We start from the raw sequence: 17,422 nt of genomic DNA, 5'->3' as shown, positions 1-17,422 counted from the left end.
ATTTCGGTTTCAGGCCGCCTTGGCTGCCTTGATGGTCACGGTCTCGCCGTCGATCGAGACGGAAACCTCCATCCCTGCGGCGCGCGCCACCATGCCGGTATAGACCGGCTGGACGGCATGGGCGTCGATCGTGCCGCCCGGCGCATTGCCGGCGAGCAGTTCCTCGACATGGGCGGGGATGCGGGCATGCGAGCCCGTGGCCTTGATCTCGAAGCTGCCCTGTTCACCCTCGACGCTGGCTCGCGAGACAAGCTTGCCGCCGCGCGGCACCGCCTGGGCTGCGATGACCAGCAGGTTCAGCAGGAGCTTGACCTGGTTCTTCGGCAGCAGGGCGCGCGGCGCATCCCAGTCGAGCGACAGTTTCTCGTCGTTCAGGAAGCCGTTGGCGACGTTGCCGGCATCGCCGAGATCGATCATCGCGCCGGCCGAGCCGGCTGCGCCGAAGGCGAGGCGCGCGAACTGCAGGCGGGCGGAGGCGTTGCGGGCGCTCTTCTTGATGAGCTCGAGCGCAAAGTCGCGCATCGAGGGATCGTCTTCCTCGAGAACCTCCAGAGCGTTGACAATCGCGCCGACCGGGCTGATCACGTCATGGCAGACGCGGCTGCAAAGAAGAGCGGCCAGATCGAGCGAGTCGAGCGAGATGGCGGTCATGGGGGCGAAATCCTGGGATGGCGATGCGCCGAGGGTAGGGCGGCAATGCCGCCAGATATGCTGTCATCTTGGTTTTCATGTGGTTAATCGCCATATACCGGGCCAATGTTCGAAGGATGGGCCGCCATGATCGGCCGCGACGATGCCCGCCTGCGCGATTGCGACGGGCTTGGGCGCAAGCTTGCGGAAGCTGCCAGGATCAGTTCGACCGTCCTGCTGGCGAAGCGGGCGGCACGCGATGTGACGCTCAAGCAGGATGGCTCGCCGGTCTGCTCCGCGGATCTGGCTGCCGACCATGCCGCGAAGGATGCGCTCGCGCGCCTTTGCCCCGGCTTCCCCGTCATCAGCGAGGAAACGGCCGACAGCGTCGCGCCGGGAGAGGTCTTCATCCTGCTTGATCCGCTGGACGGCACCCGCGAGTTCCTGGCCGGCGGCGACAGCTACTGCGTCGCGATTGCGGTGGTCTGTGACGGCAGGCCGATCGCGGGCGCGATTGCTGCTCCGGCCATCGGCCGCCTCTGGTTCGCCGGCCAGCACGCCTATGTGCAGGATTTCGCCGCCGACGGCACCGTGCTCGGGGAAGCGCGCCGCGCGGCGGTGCGTGCCTTGCCCAGCGACGGGCCGGTGGCGCTGGTCAGCCGCTTCCATGGCGACGGCCGCAGCGACGGCATCGCCGCGTCGATGTGCTGCCACAAGGGCATCCCCGTCTCGTCGGCGGTGAAGTTCGGGATGATCGCTTCGGGCGAGGCGGATCTCCATGTCCGCTGTGGCCAGACCATGGAATGGGACATCGCGGCCGGCGACGCCATTCTTTCGGCGGCGGGCGGGGTGGTGCTGACGCTTGACGGCGCCTTGCCGCATTACGGCGTGAGCGAGCGGCAGTTCCGCAATCCGCCTTTCGTGGCGGCGTCGAGCGAGGCGCTGGCGCGGCGGGCCATCGCCGGTGATACCGGCTGCTGAGAGCCTTTTTGAGAATACCCCGAGCCCTCATCCTGAGGAGCCATTCCCTTGGGAATGGCGTCTCGAAGGATGCTCCAGGAGGCTCCGGAGATATCTGGGCCATCCCCTTCGAGACCCGCCTTGCGGCGCTCCTCAGGATGAGGGCTCGGGTCTCCAAAAGGCCTCTCGGAGACCTCAGCGGGCGACGAAACGCAGCACCGATTTCCAGCGATCTTCGGCCTGGGCCAGGAGCGCGGCGCCCTGCAGGAACCGCTGGCGGTTTTCCGCCGAGCGGAACAGGAACAGCCGCGAGCCGATGATCGCGTATTGGCTGGGATCGCTCTCGACAGCGACGCCATTGGCGACGCCCGTCGGGTCGAAGCCGCCGAAAGCGGGCGCGTAGACGCCCGGTGCATCGCGGAAGGCCTCGAGATTGGCCTGCGAGGCGAAGCGCCAGACGATGCCCTCATGAATCAGCTCGTGGTCCGCGAGGCCGGCCGAGGGCCCATTGCCTAAGCGATAGGACACCGGGTCGAAGCCGTTGATGGCAAGGCCGGTGCGCAGGTCGCGCTGCATCACTTCGCCAAGTGCGGGCAGGCTGGGCAGACCGGCTGGCAGCCCCGGTGCCCCCGTCGAAGCCGGAACAACCGGCTCGGCGGAGGTGGTGTTGGCGGACGTCATGGAGACGACGAGGAAGAGAATGGCAATGCCGGCGCAGGTCGCGCTCCAGCGTCGCCTTGTTGCGGCCTTCATCCCCACAAATCCTCGCAATCCCGCATCCCGGGCCGCTCGGCTCTCCGGAATTTTCACGCCTTGGATAGATTTGCAGCGTATCAAACTGGTTACCGAAATGATTCGTTTTCGCCGGACGTCGTTTTTTCGACGCCGGTGCGAGCGGCGGATAGCCCAGAATCGGCCCGCCGTCCGGTCCGCATCGCGCTTGCCCGGAACAGGTTGCCCGGCCACCGAGGCCGGCGCCGGGAGCCCGGGCGATCAAACCGTTCTGGCGTCCGGCCTGGCCAGACCCTCTGTCCGGAGATCTAGCATATGAACCAGACCCGCCGCAGTCTCATCAAGAGCGGTCTCGCCGTAGCCGGAACGGGCCTCACCGGTCTGTCGGCCCCGGCTTTTGCGCAGAACTACAACGAGCAGCGCTCCTTCTCGCAGAACGAGCTGGTCACGTCCGGCCACAAGTTCTTCGGCAACGTGTCGCGAGGTCTTGCGCTCACCATCGAGGAGGCCGTGCGGCGCTGGGGCGAGCCCAATGGCTATGTGCTTGGCCAGGAGGCCTCCGGCGCCTTCGTCGGTGGGCTGCGCTTCGGCGAGGGCCAGCTCTACACCCGCAATGCCGGCGACCGCAGGGTGTTCTGGCAGGGGCCGTCGATCGGCTTCGACTTCGGTGGCGAAGGCGCACGCACGATGATGCTGGCCTACAATCTGCCAGCGGTGGACGCGCTCTACCAGCGCTTCGCCGGCGTCGACGGCTCGGCCTATTTCATCGGCGGCTTCGGCTTCACCGCGATGACGGCGGAGGGCATCACCATCGTGCCGATTCGCACCGGCGTCGGCTGGCGGCTCGGCGTCAATCTCGGCTATCTCAAGTTCACGCCGCAGGCGACGTGGAATCCATTCTAGCCCGCCGATCTCGGGCGGGTGACTAGAACTGGCCTTGGCGGCGCGGGCGTGGCAGATTCGGCCATCGCCTGTGTCCACGCCTGGTTCGGGAGACCTGGGTTTTGATCGAAGCCGCCATGCTGTTCGCGCTCGGCTTCCTTTGCGCGGCCCTGCTCGCGCTGGCCGCGGTGCCGGCGCTTGCTCGCCGTGCCGATCGGCTGGCGCGCAAGCGGGCTGAGGCTGCGTTCCCGCTGTCCCTGGGTGAAATCGCTGCTGACCGCGACCATCTGCGCGCCGAACTCGCCCTGCGCATGCGCTCCGTCGAGCAAGAGGCCGAGCGTGGCTTTGCGGCCAAGGCCGGGGCGATGCAGGAGCTTGGCCGCCGCGACATGACGATCGGCCGGCTGGAGCGCGAGCGTGGCGAGCGCGACACACGGATCGCGGAACTCGAAAACCTGCTCGCTACGACCCGGGCCGAGCTTGGCGACACGCGCAGCACCCTCGAACAGGAACAGACCGGCCATGGCGAAACGGCCGCGGCGCTGGAGAAGCGGCTCGCGGATCTGGCGAGCCTGGAGCAGAGCCTGGCTGAGACACGGCAAGCTCTGACCGGCACCGGCGCGGATCTGAGCATGCGCGACGACGAGCTCGCGCGGGAACGCGAGACGGTCGGGCGGATCGAGAAGCTGCTCGCCGAACGCGAGACGGAACTGGCGGGGATCCGTGACGAGCATGCGAAGCTGCGCTTGGCGCTGGTGGAGGACCGCACCCAGATCATGGTCCTCCAGGGCAAGCGCGACGAGCTTGCCGGGAGACTGGCGGGAGTCGAGGATGCGCTGGGCCGCAGCGAGGCGTCATTGAAAACGATGACGGGCGAGCGCGACGGCGAACAGGTGCGGGCCGGTGCCTTCTCCGCACGTGCCGAGCAGGCTGAAGCTGGGTTGGCAGCGGCCGATGCGCGCGCCAGCGCGGCGGCTGTCGAGGCGCGGCAGCTCGGCGTGAGGCTGGAGCAGACGATGGCCGATCAAGAGACGCTGCAAGACCGGGTGGATGCCCTGGAACTGGCGCTTGCGGCTGCCAAGGATGAGCTGGTCGATCTGCGCCGGCGCAAACAGGAAGAGATCACCGCCTTGCAGGACAGTCAGCGCGAACGGGATGGTCAGATCGAGCTTGTGCATGCCGAGCTTCAAACGCTGCAAGGAGCCCTCAGCCAGGCCCGCGAAGATCGAAATCAGCTCCTGGACGAGATGTCGGACCTGCGCAGAGCGGCATCGGGCGCGCAGGCCAATTCGGCCTTGCGCGAGGAGATCGTCCGGCTGGCGGACCGCCTGATGAGCTTATCGCCGAAGCGTGAGGCGGCCGAATAGCGCGGAATCGGCCGCGCCGTTCGTCGCGCGGTCCGGGCAGCACCGAAAAGCGGTTTCCCCTTTCCTCGTCGATGTTGCAGATCGCCTTGCATCTCTGTCGGATCGGAAGCGACGATCTATCTCTTTGTTCGGGCATCGGATTTTTCCGAGAAGTGGATTCCACTTTTCGGCCCGATGCTCTAGGAAGACGGGGCCTCCCGGCGCGCCGGTGCCACCTGAATGGTTTTAAATCGTGACGGACAGCCAAATCGATCTCTTGTGCCTGGGCGAGCCGCTCGGCGAGTTCAACGCCACCCGGGCGGAGACCGGGGCCTTCCTGTTCGGGCATGGCGGCGACACCTCTAATTGTGCCGTCGCGGCGGCCCGGCAGGGTCTATCGGTGGGGTATCTCGGTGCGCTCGGCGACGACAGCGCCGGCCATTCGATCCGGGCGCTGTGGAAGCGGGAGGGTGTCAACGATGCCCATGTCTCGACGCATGCGACCGCTCCGACGGGGCTCTATTTCGTCGATCACGGCCCGTCCGGCCACGTCTTCTCCTATCTGCGCGCCGGTTCGGCCGCGAGCCTCTACGGATCGCGCGACCTGCCGCGCGATCTCATCCGCTCGGCCCGCATCATCCAGGCCTCCGGCATCAGCCAGGCCATTTCGACCAGCGCCTGCGATGCGGTGTTCGAGGCCTTCGAGACGGCGCGCAAGGCCGGTGTTCTCACCGCCTACGATACCAATCTGCGCCTGAAGCTCTGGCCGCTGACGCGCGCGCGGGCAATCATCCATGCCGCCTGCGCCATGGCGGACATCGTTCTGCCGGGCCTCGACGATGCGACGCAGCTCACCGGGCTCAACAATCCCGACGCCATCGTCGATTTCTATCTCGGCCTGGGCGCGCGGGTCGTCGCGCTGACGCTCGGCCACGAAGGCTCGCTGGTTGCGACGCCGGTGCGCAGGGAGCGTTTCCGCCCGATCAAGGTCGATGCCATCGACGCAACGGGGGCGGGCGACTGCTATGACGGCGCCTTCCTCGCCGAATATCTGCGCACCGGGGATGCCTTCGCGGCGGGCGCCTATGCCAATGTCGCCGCGGCGCTCTCGACGCAGGGCTATGGCGCCGTCGCGCCGCTGCCGCGCCGTGACGAGGTCGAAGCGCGTATCGCTGCCGAGGCCAAGAGCTAATGACCGTTCCCGTTCTGAAGCGCGCGGGCGATCTCCTCGCCCGCTACGATGTGCTGATCAGCGATGTCTGGGGCGTCGTTCATGACGGGCTCTGGGCGCTGGAGCCGGCCTGCGAGGCATTGATCGCCTTCCGGAAGCTGGGCGGTACGGTCGCGCTGCTCTCCAATGCCCCCGGGCCGTCCACGCAGGTGGCCGGGCTGCTCGACACCAAGCGCGTGCCGCGCGAGGCCTGGAACCGGCTCGTCACGTCCGGCGACGTCACGCGTGCGCTGATCGCGGAGAGCCATCACAAGCGCGTCTACCATATCGGCTGGCAAAGCGACCGGGCGGTTTTCGCTGGGCTCGATGTCGAGCTGGTCGACGAAGAGCAGGCCGACATCATCGTGGCGACCGAGCTCAACGATTACCGCACCGAGACGCCGGAACAGTACCGGCCGCTGCTCGAGCGCTTCGCCCGGCGCGGCCTGCCTTTCATTTGCGGCAACCCGGATCTCGTCGTGCATGTCGGCGAGGATCTGCTGCCCTGCGCCGGTTCGCTCGCGGCGATCTATGAAACGCTGGGGGGGACCGTCGCCTGGGCTGGAAAGCCTTATCGGCCGGCCTATGACCTCGCGCTCGCAGCCGCCGCCGAGGCGCGCGGCGGCCGCCCTGTCGAACCCGGCAAGGTCCTGGTGATCGGCGACGCGGTCAGGACCGATCTCGCCGGCGCGAGGCTGATGGGCTTCGACAGCCTTTTCATCGCCGGCGGCATCCATCGCGACGAGACGATGCATGGCGGCGAGGTCGATCCTTCCGGGCTCGCCAAGGTGCTGGACGGTTTGCCTGTACGGCCGATCGCCGCGATGGGCGCGCTGGCCTGAGGCGGGGCCTCAGGTGGACGCTTGGCCGAGCTGGCCTTGTTGCACCACCGCCGTCATTCCGGGGCAGGCCGAAGGCCTGAGCCCGGAACCCATGACCACGACGCGGTTCCAGAATCGTCGTGCTCGCCCTTGTGGCGAGCATCCATGTCTTGAACACCACCCGCGACCGAGGAAGACGTGGATGGTCGGCACAAGGCCGACCATGACGGGAGCGCCGTGTTCATGGGTTCCGGGCTCGGACCTCCGGTCCGCCCCGCAATGACGGCAGCGGTTCCTAAGCCTAGTGATTGCGCAGCCGTGCGAGGATGTCCTCGTAGAGGCCCTCGAGCGGGCGGAAGACGAAGCGAACGGTGGATTTCCCGGGCGGGACGACGACGGCCCGGAAAAGCACATTGGCGCGCAGCAACTCCGCCGGGCGATCGTCGACCTCTACCCGCCACCAGTGGTGCCAGACGTCGTTGAGGACGAGATAGCCGCCGCGGGGCGCATCGACGGCGAGCGTCACCGTGGTCGTGCCGTAATCGCGGATCGCAACCTTGGCCGGCCCGATAGCGCCGGTGGCCAGCGGCGGCGGGTCGCGGTCGAGCAGGACGGTCCGGCGCGGATCGAAGCCGGTCGGCCATTGGCCGGTCGTCAATATGGCGTCGAAATCGGCCTTCTGCGCCTCGGTGACCAGCAGGACGCGCGGCAAGGCGCGCGGGTTCTCGTAGATATAGGCGTCCTTGGTCCGGGCGATCTGCTTGAGATCGCCGGGCTTCAGCCGCGTGTCGATCTGCTCGACGGGAACGCCGGTCGCGATGAAACGCAGGCCCAGCAAGTCAGCCAGCAGGGAGCGATAGCCCGGCATCAGGGCGGAGAAGGTGCGCTGGTCGGGCAGGGCGACCTGGTCGCCGGCGCCGGTCGCCTTGCTGTAGAGGCCGAGGCGCAGTGGGTTGTAGCCCAGCGTGTTGTCGAGTTCGTGGACGAGGCTGGCATTGGGCCAGTGGAAGTCGATGGCGGCGAGCTCGATGCGGTCGCGCCGGTCGGGAGCGGCAGTGCGGGCGGTCTCGCGCTTGAGCAGCGCGATGGTCTCGTTCGCGCTGTCCTTCCGCAGCACGTCGTACATCTGCGGCGGCAGGGCAGTGGATTCGCTGGGGCCGTTATTGACCGCCAAATCCATGGTGAGGATCGCGGCAAGTACGACGGTCGCCGCCAATGCCGAGCCGCGCTGCGCCAGCCCGCGCGCGGCAACCAGGCCGCCGAGCGTGAGCAGCCCGCAGAGCAGCGCAATGACGAGCGGCGTGATCGCGACCGGGATGCGCCCGACCGTCCAGGCGAGCCAGAGGGCGAGAGCGAGCGCCCCGGCGAAGATCAGCGCTTCCAGGGCGATCTGCCACGGGCGCGCCTTCGGCGCCGTGCCGGTCATGACGAGGTGGGTCAGATAGCCGCCGAGGATGGCGATGAGAGCGCCGAGGATGAAGAGCGCGTCGGCCGGGCGGCGATAGAAGCTCACTCCGGGAAGTTCGAACAGGAGCCGGAAGGCGGGCGTGTAACGCCCGAGCGCATAGAGCAGCACGATGAGCGCGGCGACGCTGAGCGCGACGATCTCGCGCCGCCAGAGCGCGCCGCGGATGAGGCCGAGGGTCAGGACCAGCCCCATCGGCAACAGACCGAGATAGAGCTGGCTCATATTGCGGGCGAGGAAGAGCCCGAGTGGGCCGAAGCGGGCTTCCCAGGCCGGGCTCGGCGCGCCCCAGAAATCCGCGAGCGGCCCGGCCGCGCCATAGAGATTGGCGATCAGGCCAGTGAGCAGCGCCGCGGGGTGCAGCGAGCCCTTCCCGGCTTCGACGAAGTCGATCGCGGGACGGTTCGACTCCTGCGCGATGAAGGCGGTCAGGAGGATGGGAATGGTGGCGACCAGAATGGCGCCTAGCGTGCCGGCGAGCAGCGGCAACAGGCTGGCGCGGAAGGCGCGCCAGGGATCGCGCGCCATCAGGATCGCGGCGATGACGAGACCGGCGAGGACGTAGACGCCGATCAGCGCGACCTGATCGCGGCCGAGCACCATGAAGCCCGAGACCAGCCCGGCGGCGAAGCCGTAGCCTATCGAGCCGCGCTCCAGCGCACGGGAGAGCAGGAAGAGCGTGACGCTGAAATAGCCGAGGCTCAGCACCTGCCCGACATGCTGGATCCGCCAGGCGGCGGCGGCGCCGAAGGCGAAGGAGAGGGCCGCGACGACCGCGCCGGCCGGATGCCAGCCACGGTCACGGAAGATCAGGACGATCGCCAGCGCACCGACCAGCAGCGTTCCGAGAACGGCTCCGTCGCTCCAGCGGAAATCGGGCGCGGGATTGAGCGCGGCGATCAGCGCGAAGGAGGGCGAGAAGATCAGCGACTGCGGATCGGCAATTTGCGGCGAGCCGGAGAAGACGTAGGGCGTCCAGAAGGGGGACAGGCCACGATGCCAGCTATCGGCGAGGAATTGTAGCTGAGGGTGGAAATGGGCCTTGGCGTCCCAGGGGATGGTGACGGCGCCGGAGAGCCAGGGCCAGGACAGGGCCAGCCAGCCGAGAAACACGATGCAGAACACGCTGGCAAGCGGCCAGCGTGTCGGATCGTGCTCGAATGATGTCGTCCCCGGCACCGGCATCAGCCTGGCCTGACCGCGATCGGATGCACCGTCAATCCGTCGGGGCGGCACGCGCCATCAGCGCGTCCATGTCGATGAAGTGGCCGGCGCGGTCGCGCTTGGAGGCGAGGTAGCGGACGTTGTGGGCGTTCGGGCGGCCCAGCACGCGCTGGCTGGCGGCAACCTCGAGACCCGCCGCCTCGATCGCGCTGATCTTCAGGGGATTGTTGGTGAGCGCCACGACGCTGGAGACGCCAAGCTGCTTCAGCATGGTCGCGGCGAAATCGAAATGGCGCTGGTCGAGATCGAAGCCGAGCACCTCGTCGGCATCATAGGTGTCCCAGCCCTGGCTCTGCAGCTTGTAGGCCCGCATCTTGTTGGAGATGCCGTTGCCGCGGCCTTCCTGATCCAGATAGAGCAGGACGCCGCCTATGTTCTCCGCCATCCACTGCACGGTCTCGCGCAGCTGGTCGCCGCAATCGCATTTCAGCGAACCGAAGAGATCGCCCGTGAGGCAGGCCGAGTGCAGACGCACCGCCACCGGCCCCGAAAGATCGGGCTTGCCAACGATGATCGCGACCTGATCGCGCAGCCCCTCGCCACCGCGGAAAACGACGAACTCGGTCTCCGGCGCGCCTTCGAGCGGCACGGGCGCGCGACCGACGATCTTCAGCGAAGCGGCCTGCTGGGCGCGATAGCCTTTGATAGCTTCGATGGCGACTTCGACCAGCGGCTCATCGGCGATGTCGGCAGCGTCGACCCGCACGACCACGACGGCCGGGARGACGAGCGACAGGCGGGCCAATTCCAGCGCGGCCTCGTCGAGCCCGGAGGCGGGCGCGATCGGCGCATCCATCCGCGCATCGATCTTTAGGGCGAGCGTCTCGACGCGGCCAAGATCGATCGTGGGCAGCGCAAAGACGCCGCTTTCGCTGCGCCCCTTTGCGCCAAGCCGGCGCAGCCTCGCACCGCTGAGGACAAGATGCCCGCCGCCATGAGCCAGCTCATCGAGACCCTGCACGAGGCTCTCTTCGGCCAATTCGGCAGAGAGGACGAGCGCGCGCTGGTCACCGTTCCGCAGCAGGACGGGGCGGCCGGCGCGAAACTCGGCGATGGCCCGGTCCACCCTCACGAGCGCAGTTTCGAGGGAGGGGCCGAAGAGCGTACGCGACTCAGGCATCGGGAAGTCCGTCAGATTGGGCCGGCAAGCGGCCTAGGAGCGTCAGAGGCACCATGGGAAAAGGATATAGGGGTTCTTGGTTCGCCCTTCCAGCAACGTTCCCGGCAGGGCACGGTTCCATGGCACGCAAGTGCTCGGGAACGAGAAACGGGAACCTGACCGGAGCAGTGTCGTATAGGTTGGTACGCTTGAACGTGGGATGAATGCTTTCCCTTGCGGCAACACCCGGAGAACGGCCGATGTCGGCGGAAATGGCGCCCGGCGGTTACAGCGCGACCGCCCGCACCCTGCATTGGATCACCGTGGTTGCGGTCTTCGTGATGATCCCGGTTGGGGTGACGATGAGCTATCGCGGCAACGTCCTGAACCTCTGGGACGGGCTGACCAACGGCCTCTACAGCGCTCATAAGCTTACCGGATTCCTGCTGTTGTGGCTGACGGCAGGGCGCTTGGTCTATCGCCTTCTGCATGGCGCGCCGGCGGATGAACCGACGCTGGAATGGTGGCAGAAGGCCGGCTCGCATCTCGTCCACTGGCTGCTATACGGGTTGCTCCTCGTCGTCCCGCTGCTGGGCTGGATCGGCGTCTCGCTGTTTCCGGCGCTCACCGTGTTCGATCTGTTCAACCTGCCAGCGCTGGCTGGGCCAAATGAAGCGGCGGCCAAGCAGGTGCTCGGCATCCATGGCAAGCTTGCGCTGACGCTCGGCGCAATTGCGATTTTGCACATCGCCGCGGTGCTCTACCACCGCATCATCCGCAAGGACGGCGTTTTGCGCCGGATGTGGCCGGGAACCGGCTAAGGCGCGCAATCGCTCCGGAGGGAAGATGGCGATCCGGCTCGTTTTCGGGGTGAAGCCTCAGACCGGGCGCGCCCAGAGATCCTGATGGCCGATCCGCGCCGATCCGGCCTCGCTGCGTGCGGCAAGCCAGCTCTCGACGGTCGCGGGATCGACCCGTCCGGTTTCGCGCACGGCCTGCGCAATGCCCTCGGCCAGGGCCGCGCGCAGATCGGCGCGAGCGCCATCGATCAGCCAGCTGCTGTCGCCCATCGAAACCGCGAAGCCGGCCTTGCGGAAGGCCTCGGCCACGATCTCGCAGGCCGCCGGGCCAGCGGAGGGGCCGAAGCCCTTGTCGCCACGCTGATGATCGACAAAGGCGGCGTGCATGCCGGCATCGGCGGGGTGCTCCGGCTGCCAAGCCTCGCGGCCGTCATAGGTCAGCACGGCATAGAGCGGCAGGCGTTGGCTCGTGAGCGCGGCGACGAGGCGCTCGATCCAGCGCCGCGAGGTGAGGTCGAAGAGGGCGGCGGCCGTCACGAGGTCTGGCCGCCAGCCGAGCACCCAGTCGAGATCCTTGTTGAGGTCGACGCGGCGCGTGTCCACGCCGATCAGTTTTTCCCCCTTGGCGAGGACGAGTTCCTCGCCCTGCTCGCGCGCTTCATCGGCCCAATCCGCCAGGCGGCTGCGGGCATGGGCAAGCAGGTCGGCATCGTGATCGACGAGTGTCCAGTGCTGACGGTCGGGCAGGGCCGCGTAGGAGGCGCGCAGATTCGAGCCTGCGCCGCAGCCGAGATCGAGGATGGACAGCGAAGGCCTGTCGGAGAAATACGAGCCGACCGCGGCGAGCACCTGCGGATTGCGCGCGGCATGATCCGCAGGCTCGCGCAAGGCGAGCCATTCCGGAGAAAATCCAGCCATCAACCCACCTCCCGGCTGCCGCCGCCCAGACATGCCCGCGCGACGATGCGGGCCGCATCGTGCCAGCGTGGCAAGGCGCCGGCTCCCGCCCATGCCGCATCGGCCCTCTGCCGGCGCTCAGCCGGCGCATCAATCAGCCTCGCAAGCGCATTGGCAAGTGCCGCAACGTCGCCGGGCGGCACCTTGAGAGCCGCATCGGCCGGCAAGGCATCCGCGCCCGCGCCGCTCAGCGTGCAGACGATCGGCAGGCCGCGCGCCAGCGCTTCCGTCAGAACCATGCCGTAGCCCTCATAGAGCGAGGGCATGGCGAATAGGTCAGCTTTGTCATAGAGTTCACCGAGGTTGTCCGGCCGCACGGCCCCGGCAAGCAAGATGCGGTCCGCCAGCCCGGCGGAGCGGATATGGGCCTCGATCGCGGCCGCGGTTTCGGGGGCGTAATCGGGAGAGCCGGCGATGGTGAGATGCCAGTCGCGGTCGGCAATCCGCATCAGCGCCTCGATGAGGACATCGTAACCCTTGCGCGGAATCAGGGAGCCGACTGCGAGCAGCTGCAGGGGTTGATCGCCGTGGCTGCCGGTGGCGCGCGGCGCGGGATCGACGCCGGGAACGGCGACGAAAATGCGGCTCTCGGGGACGCCGAACTCCGTGCTCAAAACCGTTGCCGTCGCGGGGCTCGTCACCGCCACGGAGCGGACATGGCCGAGAGCGGCGCGTTCGCTCGCGCGCAGCGCGGCTGCCTGGGCGGCTTCGAGGCCCGTTTCGAGCGCCAGCGGATGGTGGACGAGCGCGACCAGCCGGTCGGCGAAGCGCGCGGCGAACGCTTCGGGAAAGGCGCCGAAGGCGAGACCGTCGACCAGCAGGATGTCGTCCGGCGCGCTCGCCGCCAGCAGCAATTCCGTCGCTGCGAGATCGGCTTCGGTCGGGAAGGGAAAGCCGCCCGGCAAGGCCAGATGCCGAGCCTCGACGCCCATCTCGCGCCATTCACGCAGGAGACGGCGGTCATAGCCGTAGCCGCCGGTCGGCAGATCGATATTGCCGGGGATGGCGAAGACGATGCCCTTCACCCCAGCACGCCCTCGTAGCTGGCGCGGGCGAGGTCGGTCTCGTGCAGCGTCACGCGGATCTTCGACAGGCCGGCGCCATCGGCGCCGAGCGCGCCGGATTTCGCGGCGGCGGACATGGCGTCGAAGATATGCTTGCAGAGAAATTCAGTGGTGGYCAGGACCCCGGCGAATTGCGGCAGGGCGTCGAGATTCTGGTAGTTGAGCGGCTTCAGGGTCTTGCCGAGCATGTCGAGCGCGGCGCCGATGTCGACGACCACGTTCTGCCGGTTCAACGTCTCGCGGAAGAAGGCAACGTCGACCACGAACGTCGCTCCATGCATGTTCTGCGCGGGACCGAAGAAGGGATCGGGCAAGGAGTGGCCGATCATGATGCGGTCGCGGACTTCGACGGAAAACATGCGATCTCCTGGAGAGACGCCCGAAGCGGGCGCGGTCACGGCCGCGTTTCATAGCAAATCGCGGCGGTGAGGCCAGCGGCGCCCGGCGCGAGCAGTTCCGGGATGCGCTGCGGTGCATCGCGGAAGGGGATCTCCTCGGTGATTACAGCGTCGAGCCGGTCGTCGGCGAGGAGCGTCATCGCCGCTGCCGCCCGTCGTGCGTGGTCCCAGCGCGCCCGATGCGAGGCGGCGACCATGCCGACCTGCGACGAGACGAGCTGCAGACGGCGCGCATGGAAGGCGCAGCCGAGGGTCGCCGGCACCGTTCCCTCGCCATACCAGCTCATTTCGACGATCCGCGCCTCGGTGCCGGCCGCAGCCACGGCGGTAGCGAGGCCGGCCGCCGTCGCGCTGGTGTGAAAGACGAGATCGGCGTCGCGCGGCGCTGCGTCCGGCATGGCGAAGCCAAAGCCCAGTTCGGCGGCCGGCCCTGCGCGGCCGGGCTCGACATCGACCAGCGTCACGTCGGCTCCCGGCAGGCGTGCGGCGAGCCAGGCGACGAGCAGGCCGAGCACGCCGCCGCCCACCACGACAATCCGGTCGGCCGGGGCGGAGCCGGCGTCCCAATGGGCGTTCAGGGCCGTTTCCATGTTGGCGGCGAGGATGGCGCGCCGGGGTGGAACGCTGTCGGGAACCGGTATCAGGCTGCTGCGCGGTGCAATGAAACGGTCCTGATGCGGATGCAGGCAGAAGACGATGCGGCCTAGCATGTCCGGCGGGCCGGCATCGACGCGGCCGACGGCGCAGTAGCCGTATTTGACCGGGAAGGGAAAATTACCCTCCTGAAAGGGCGCGCGCATGCGCTCATGTTCGGAAGGCGGCACGCGGCCTTCGAATATCAGCCGCTCGGTGCCGCGGCTCAGGCCGCTCCACAATGTGGTGACGAGGCAGTCTGCCGGACCAGGCAGCGGCAGGGCCACATCATTCAGCTTGCATTCACGGGGGGCTATATACCAAAGCGCGAGGGCCTTGGCCCTTGCGTCAATCGTGGTTGCAGGCTTTAGCTCCCGCGCCATCGCGTCTGCCCTCCGTCCGAGCCTGTCTGCCCCCATGACAGAGACTGCCACGAACCAGCGTCCCGGTCCGAACACGTTCCAGCGGGTGACGCAAGGGGACGAAGCGATCGGCCTGACGCCGGCCGGCCTGCAGGACGCAATGGTCCTCCGGCGGCGGCGCCTCCTCGTTCTCCTGCTCAATCTCGCGACACTGATCCTGTTGCTGGCGGGGCTTGCTCAGGTGCTGGGGGCGGGCGGCTGGACGGTTGCGGATGTGGCGATCTTCGTCGCCTTCCTTGTCGGGGCACCCTGGACCGTGCTGGGCTTCTGGAACGCTGCGATCGGGCTGTGGTTGCTGCATGGCCGCAAGGATGGGCTTGCCGAGGTCGCGCCCTTCGCCGCCGCCGGGCAGCGGGCGACGCCGCTCTCGCTGCGCACCGCGGTGCTGATGACCTTGCGCAATGAGGATCCGGCGCGCGCCTTCCGGCGGCTCGAGGTGGTGAAGCGGAGCCTTGACGAGACGGGTGAGGGCATCTGGTTCGACTATTTCGTCCTGTCCGACACCAATGACCCGGCTGTCGCCGCCGCAGAGCAGGATCTTGCCGCTGCCTGGGCGCGAGAACTCGGCGAGCCCGCACGCCTGATCTATCGACGCCGCGCTGAGAATGACGGCTTCAAGGCCGGCAATCTCCGGGATTTCTGCGAGCGCTGGGGCGAGCGCTACGTGCTGATGCTGCCGCTCGATGCCGATAGCGTGATGTCAGGCGAGGCGATCCTGGGCATGGCCCGAATGATGCAGGCCTATCCAAAGCTCGGAATCCTGCAGAGTCTCGTGGTCGGAATGCCCAGCCGCTCCGCTTTCGCCCGCATCTTTCAGTTCGGCATGCGCCAGGGCATGCGGCCCTACACGATGGGCTCGGCCTGGTGGGGTGGGGATTGCGGGCCGTTCTGGGGGCACAATGCGCTGGTGCGGATCGCGCCGTTCCGCGACCACTGCGATCTGCCTGTGCTGCCCGGAGGACCACCTCTGGGCGGCGCCGTCATGAGCCACGACCAGGTCGAGGCGACGCTGATGCGCCGTGCCGGCTTCGAGGTGCGCGTGCTGCCGGTCGAGGGCGGGAGCTGGGAGGAGAATCCGCCGACCATGCTGGAATTCGCCAAGCGCGACCTGCGCTGGTGTCTCGGCAATCTGCAGTACCTCAAGCTGCTCGACTTAGCCCATCTCAAGCCGATGAGCCGGTTTCAGCTGGTCTGGGCGGTCCTGATGTTCCTCGGTCTGCCGGCCTGGACGCTGATGATCGCGCTGCTGCCGCTGAAGGCCATGGAGGACCGGACGATCGCGGACTATCCGGCAGCGCTGACGGCGGGGCTCTATGTTCTGTTCCTGGCCATGTATCTCTCGCCCAAGCTCGCCGGCTTCGCCGACATCCTGCTGACGCGCGGCGGCGTGCGGCGCTATGGCGGCGCGGTGCGTTTCCTGTTCTCGGCGCTGATCGAGACACTGTTCGCCTTCCTCCAGGGCGCGGTCTCGAGCTTCCGCACCACGCTGTTCATGATCGGCCTCGCTTTTGGCAAGGCGCGGATCGGCTGGAATGGGCAGGCGCGCGATGCCCATGCGCTGAGCTTCGCCACGGCCTTCGCGGGATTATGGCCGCATCTGCTGTTCGGGATCTATCTGTTTGCCGGGCTCGGCGTCATCGCGCCGGCCGTGCTGATCTGGTCCCTGCCCCTCACGGCCGGCTATCTGCTCGCGATCCCGTTCGCGATGCTGACCGCCTGGCCGGCTGCGGGTGCCTGGCTGGCCCGCCACGGGCTTTGCGCAATCCCCGAGGATTTCGACATGCCGCCCGTACTGGCTGCCATCCGCGACGGGGACAGCGCATGAACGCCACCGTCTATCCGAAGGGAACGGTGAAGGCGCTGTCGCGCTCCTTGCGCATCTATCACGGCGACAAGCAGCGCAACGCAGCGATGGACCAGCTCTATGGGACTTTCCTGCGGCCGGGCGATCTCGCCTTCGACATCGGCGCCCATGTCGGCGACCGGATTTCCTCGTTCCGCAGGCTCGGCGCGCGCGTGGTGGCGCTGGAGCCGCAGCCCGGACCGGCTCGGGTGATCCGCCTGATCCACCGGCGCGACCCGCTGGTGACGCTGATCGCAGCCGCTTGCGGCGATCACGAGGGCTCGATCGCGCTCAGGATCAACAGCGCGAACCCGACGGTCTCGACGGCGTCGGCCGCCTTCATCGGCGCCGCGTCCGGCGCGCGCGGCTGGGAGGGGCAGGTCTGGGACCACGAGATCAGCGTGCCCTGCACCACGCTCGACCGGCTGATCCTGCGCCACGGCCTGCCCAAGCTTCTGAAGATCGATGTCGAGGGCTTCGAGGCGCATGTGCTCGCGGGGCTGACCAAGGCGGTGCCGGTGATCTCCTTCGAATTCACGACGATCCAACGCGAGGTGGCGGAGGCCTGCCTCGCCGTACTGGAGACGCTCGGCCCCTATCGCTTCAACGTCGCGATCGGCGAGAGCCAGAGGCTGGAGCTCGGCGAGCCCGCGAGCGCGGATGCCATGGGCGATTATCTGCGCGGTTTGCCTCATGCGGCCAATTCGGGCGATGTCTACGCCATCCTTCAAGGCTGAAGACGGGGTGCAGAGGCGGCATCTGCATCGATCGCCTCCGCCATCCCGGACAATGAAACCCTGGCAACCATCGGCCAATACCGGCGTTGCAGTGCAAGCCAGAACCTGTTTCGGTTTCGCCCGCACTGCCCGGCAGGTGAGGCCATGCGGCCAGCCGGCGTTCATCTTGCGTCGCTACGCTGCTCCCGAAATCACTCGC

Annotated in this window: 16 protein-coding genes; 8 read left to right on the top strand and 8 right to left on the bottom strand. The window is 67.7% G+C overall.

Going from position 1 to position 17,422, the window contains the following annotated elements; genetic code table 11:
• Positions 1 to 9: 9 nt before the first annotated feature.
• The gene (gene chpT / locus AC1DE3_RS04080) at positions 10 to 651 is read right to left on the bottom strand and encodes a histidine phosphotransferase ChpT (RefSeq protein ID WP_476778824.1); all 642 of its coding nucleotides are present in this window, start codon (positions 649 to 651) and stop codon (positions 10 to 12) included.
• 126 nt (positions 652 to 777) lie between these two features.
• On the opposite strand from chpT, the gene AC1DE3_RS04075 reads away from it, so the two are divergent.
• A complete protein-coding gene (locus AC1DE3_RS04075; RefSeq protein WP_441511935.1) occupies positions 778 to 1,611 on the top strand; it encodes a 3'(2'),5'-bisphosphate nucleotidase CysQ family protein in 834 nt (277 codons plus the stop codon).
• Positions 1,612 to 1,785: 174 nt separating this feature from the next.
• On the opposite strand, the gene AC1DE3_RS04070 is transcribed toward AC1DE3_RS04075, so the two are convergent.
• On the bottom strand, positions 1,786 to 2,556 hold the full coding sequence (locus AC1DE3_RS04070; protein ID WP_476852093.1) for a YHS domain-containing (seleno)protein: 771 nt from the start codon (positions 2,554 to 2,556) through the stop codon (positions 1,786 to 1,788).
• A gap of 81 nt (positions 2,557 to 2,637) precedes the next feature.
• On the opposite strand from AC1DE3_RS04070, the gene AC1DE3_RS04065 reads away from it, so the two are divergent.
• The 4 genes from AC1DE3_RS04065 to AC1DE3_RS04050 all read left to right on the top strand — a co-directional run bounded on the left by AC1DE3_RS04065 (position 2,638) and on the right by AC1DE3_RS04050 (position 6,602).
• On the top strand, positions 2,638 to 3,225 hold the full coding sequence (locus AC1DE3_RS04065; RefSeq protein WP_441511937.1) for a DUF1134 domain-containing protein: 588 nt from the start codon (positions 2,638 to 2,640) through the stop codon (positions 3,223 to 3,225).
• A 116-nt stretch (positions 3,226 to 3,341) separates the two neighbouring features.
• On the top strand, positions 3,342 to 4,571 hold the full coding sequence (locus tag AC1DE3_RS04060; RefSeq protein WP_476852092.1) for a hypothetical protein: 1,230 nt from the start codon (positions 3,342 to 3,344) through the stop codon (positions 4,569 to 4,571).
• A gap of 232 nt (positions 4,572 to 4,803) precedes the next feature.
• A complete protein-coding gene (locus AC1DE3_RS04055) occupies positions 4,804 to 5,742 on the top strand; it encodes a sugar kinase (RefSeq protein ID WP_476778827.1) in 939 nt (312 codons plus the stop codon).
• Positions 5,742 to 6,602 carry a TIGR01459 family HAD-type hydrolase gene (locus AC1DE3_RS04050; RefSeq protein ID WP_476778828.1) on the top strand — a complete coding sequence of 287 codons (861 nt, stop codon included), beginning with the start codon at positions 5,742 to 5,744 and terminating at the stop codon, positions 6,600 to 6,602. Before AC1DE3_RS04055 ends, AC1DE3_RS04050 begins: the two co-directional genes overlap by 1 nt.
• Before the next feature lie 280 nt (positions 6,603 to 6,882).
• Here the strand turns inward: AC1DE3_RS04050 and AC1DE3_RS04045 are convergent, their stop codons facing one another.
• Together AC1DE3_RS04045 and ribA are read right to left on the bottom strand one after the other, a co-directional pair.
• A complete protein-coding gene (locus AC1DE3_RS04045) occupies positions 6,883 to 9,225 on the bottom strand; it encodes a glycosyltransferase family protein (protein ID WP_476852091.1) in 2,343 nt (780 codons plus the stop codon).
• A 37-nt stretch (positions 9,226 to 9,262) separates the two neighbouring features.
• On the bottom strand, positions 9,263 to 10,390 hold the full coding sequence (ribA, locus tag AC1DE3_RS04040; RefSeq protein WP_476852090.1) for a GTP cyclohydrolase II RibA: 1,128 nt from the start codon (positions 10,388 to 10,390) through the stop codon (positions 9,263 to 9,265).
• A 239-nt stretch (positions 10,391 to 10,629) separates the two neighbouring features.
• On the opposite strand from ribA, the gene AC1DE3_RS04035 reads away from it, so the two are divergent.
• Positions 10,630 to 11,190, top strand: a complete 561-nt coding sequence (locus tag AC1DE3_RS04035) for a cytochrome b (RefSeq protein ID WP_476778831.1) — start codon at positions 10,630 to 10,632, stop codon at positions 11,188 to 11,190.
• Positions 11,191 to 11,247: 57 nt separating this feature from the next.
• On the opposite strand, the gene AC1DE3_RS04030 is transcribed toward AC1DE3_RS04035, so the two are convergent.
• Genes AC1DE3_RS04030 through AC1DE3_RS04015 form a run of 4 tightly spaced genes read right to left on the bottom strand, consistent with a single transcriptional unit; the run spans position 11,248 to position 14,388 of the window.
• Positions 11,248 to 12,087 carry a class I SAM-dependent methyltransferase gene (locus tag AC1DE3_RS04030; RefSeq protein WP_476778832.1) on the bottom strand — a complete coding sequence of 280 codons (840 nt, stop codon included), beginning with the start codon at positions 12,085 to 12,087 and terminating at the stop codon, positions 11,248 to 11,250.
• Positions 12,087 to 13,151 carry a glycosyltransferase family 4 protein gene (locus AC1DE3_RS04025; protein WP_476778833.1) on the bottom strand — a complete coding sequence of 355 codons (1,065 nt, stop codon included), beginning with the start codon at positions 13,149 to 13,151 and terminating at the stop codon, positions 12,087 to 12,089. Before AC1DE3_RS04025 ends, AC1DE3_RS04030 begins: the two co-directional genes overlap by 1 nt.
• On the bottom strand, positions 13,148 to 13,549 hold the full coding sequence (locus AC1DE3_RS04020) for a 6-pyruvoyl trahydropterin synthase family protein (RefSeq protein WP_476852089.1): 402 nt from the start codon (positions 13,547 to 13,549) through the stop codon (positions 13,148 to 13,150). Before AC1DE3_RS04020 ends, AC1DE3_RS04025 begins: the two co-directional genes overlap by 4 nt.
• 35 nt (positions 13,550 to 13,584) lie before the next feature.
• On the bottom strand, positions 13,585 to 14,388 hold the full coding sequence (locus tag AC1DE3_RS04015; protein ID WP_476778835.1) for a zinc-dependent alcohol dehydrogenase: 804 nt from the start codon (positions 14,386 to 14,388) through the stop codon (positions 13,585 to 13,587).
• 250 nt (positions 14,389 to 14,638) lie between these two features.
• Here AC1DE3_RS04015 and mdoH point away from each other — a divergent pair, with 250 nt between their 5' ends.
• Both mdoH and AC1DE3_RS04005 read left to right on the top strand, forming a co-directional pair.
• Complete coding sequence (gene mdoH / locus AC1DE3_RS04010) at positions 14,639 to 16,468, top strand: glucans biosynthesis glucosyltransferase MdoH (RefSeq protein ID WP_476778836.1); 1,830 nt, start codon at positions 14,639 to 14,641, stop codon at positions 16,466 to 16,468.
• A complete protein-coding gene (locus AC1DE3_RS04005; RefSeq protein ID WP_476778837.1) occupies positions 16,465 to 17,223 on the top strand; it encodes an FkbM family methyltransferase in 759 nt (252 codons plus the stop codon). The genes mdoH and AC1DE3_RS04005 overlap by 4 nt, the downstream gene beginning before the upstream one ends.
• Positions 17,224 to 17,422 lie beyond the last annotated feature (199 nt).

The sequence above is a fragment of the Allobosea sp. 10L417 genome, from assembly GCF_056395485.1.
The sequence above is the reverse complement of the archived record's forward strand: the minus strand, read 5'-3'. Positions and strand labels throughout refer to the sequence as shown.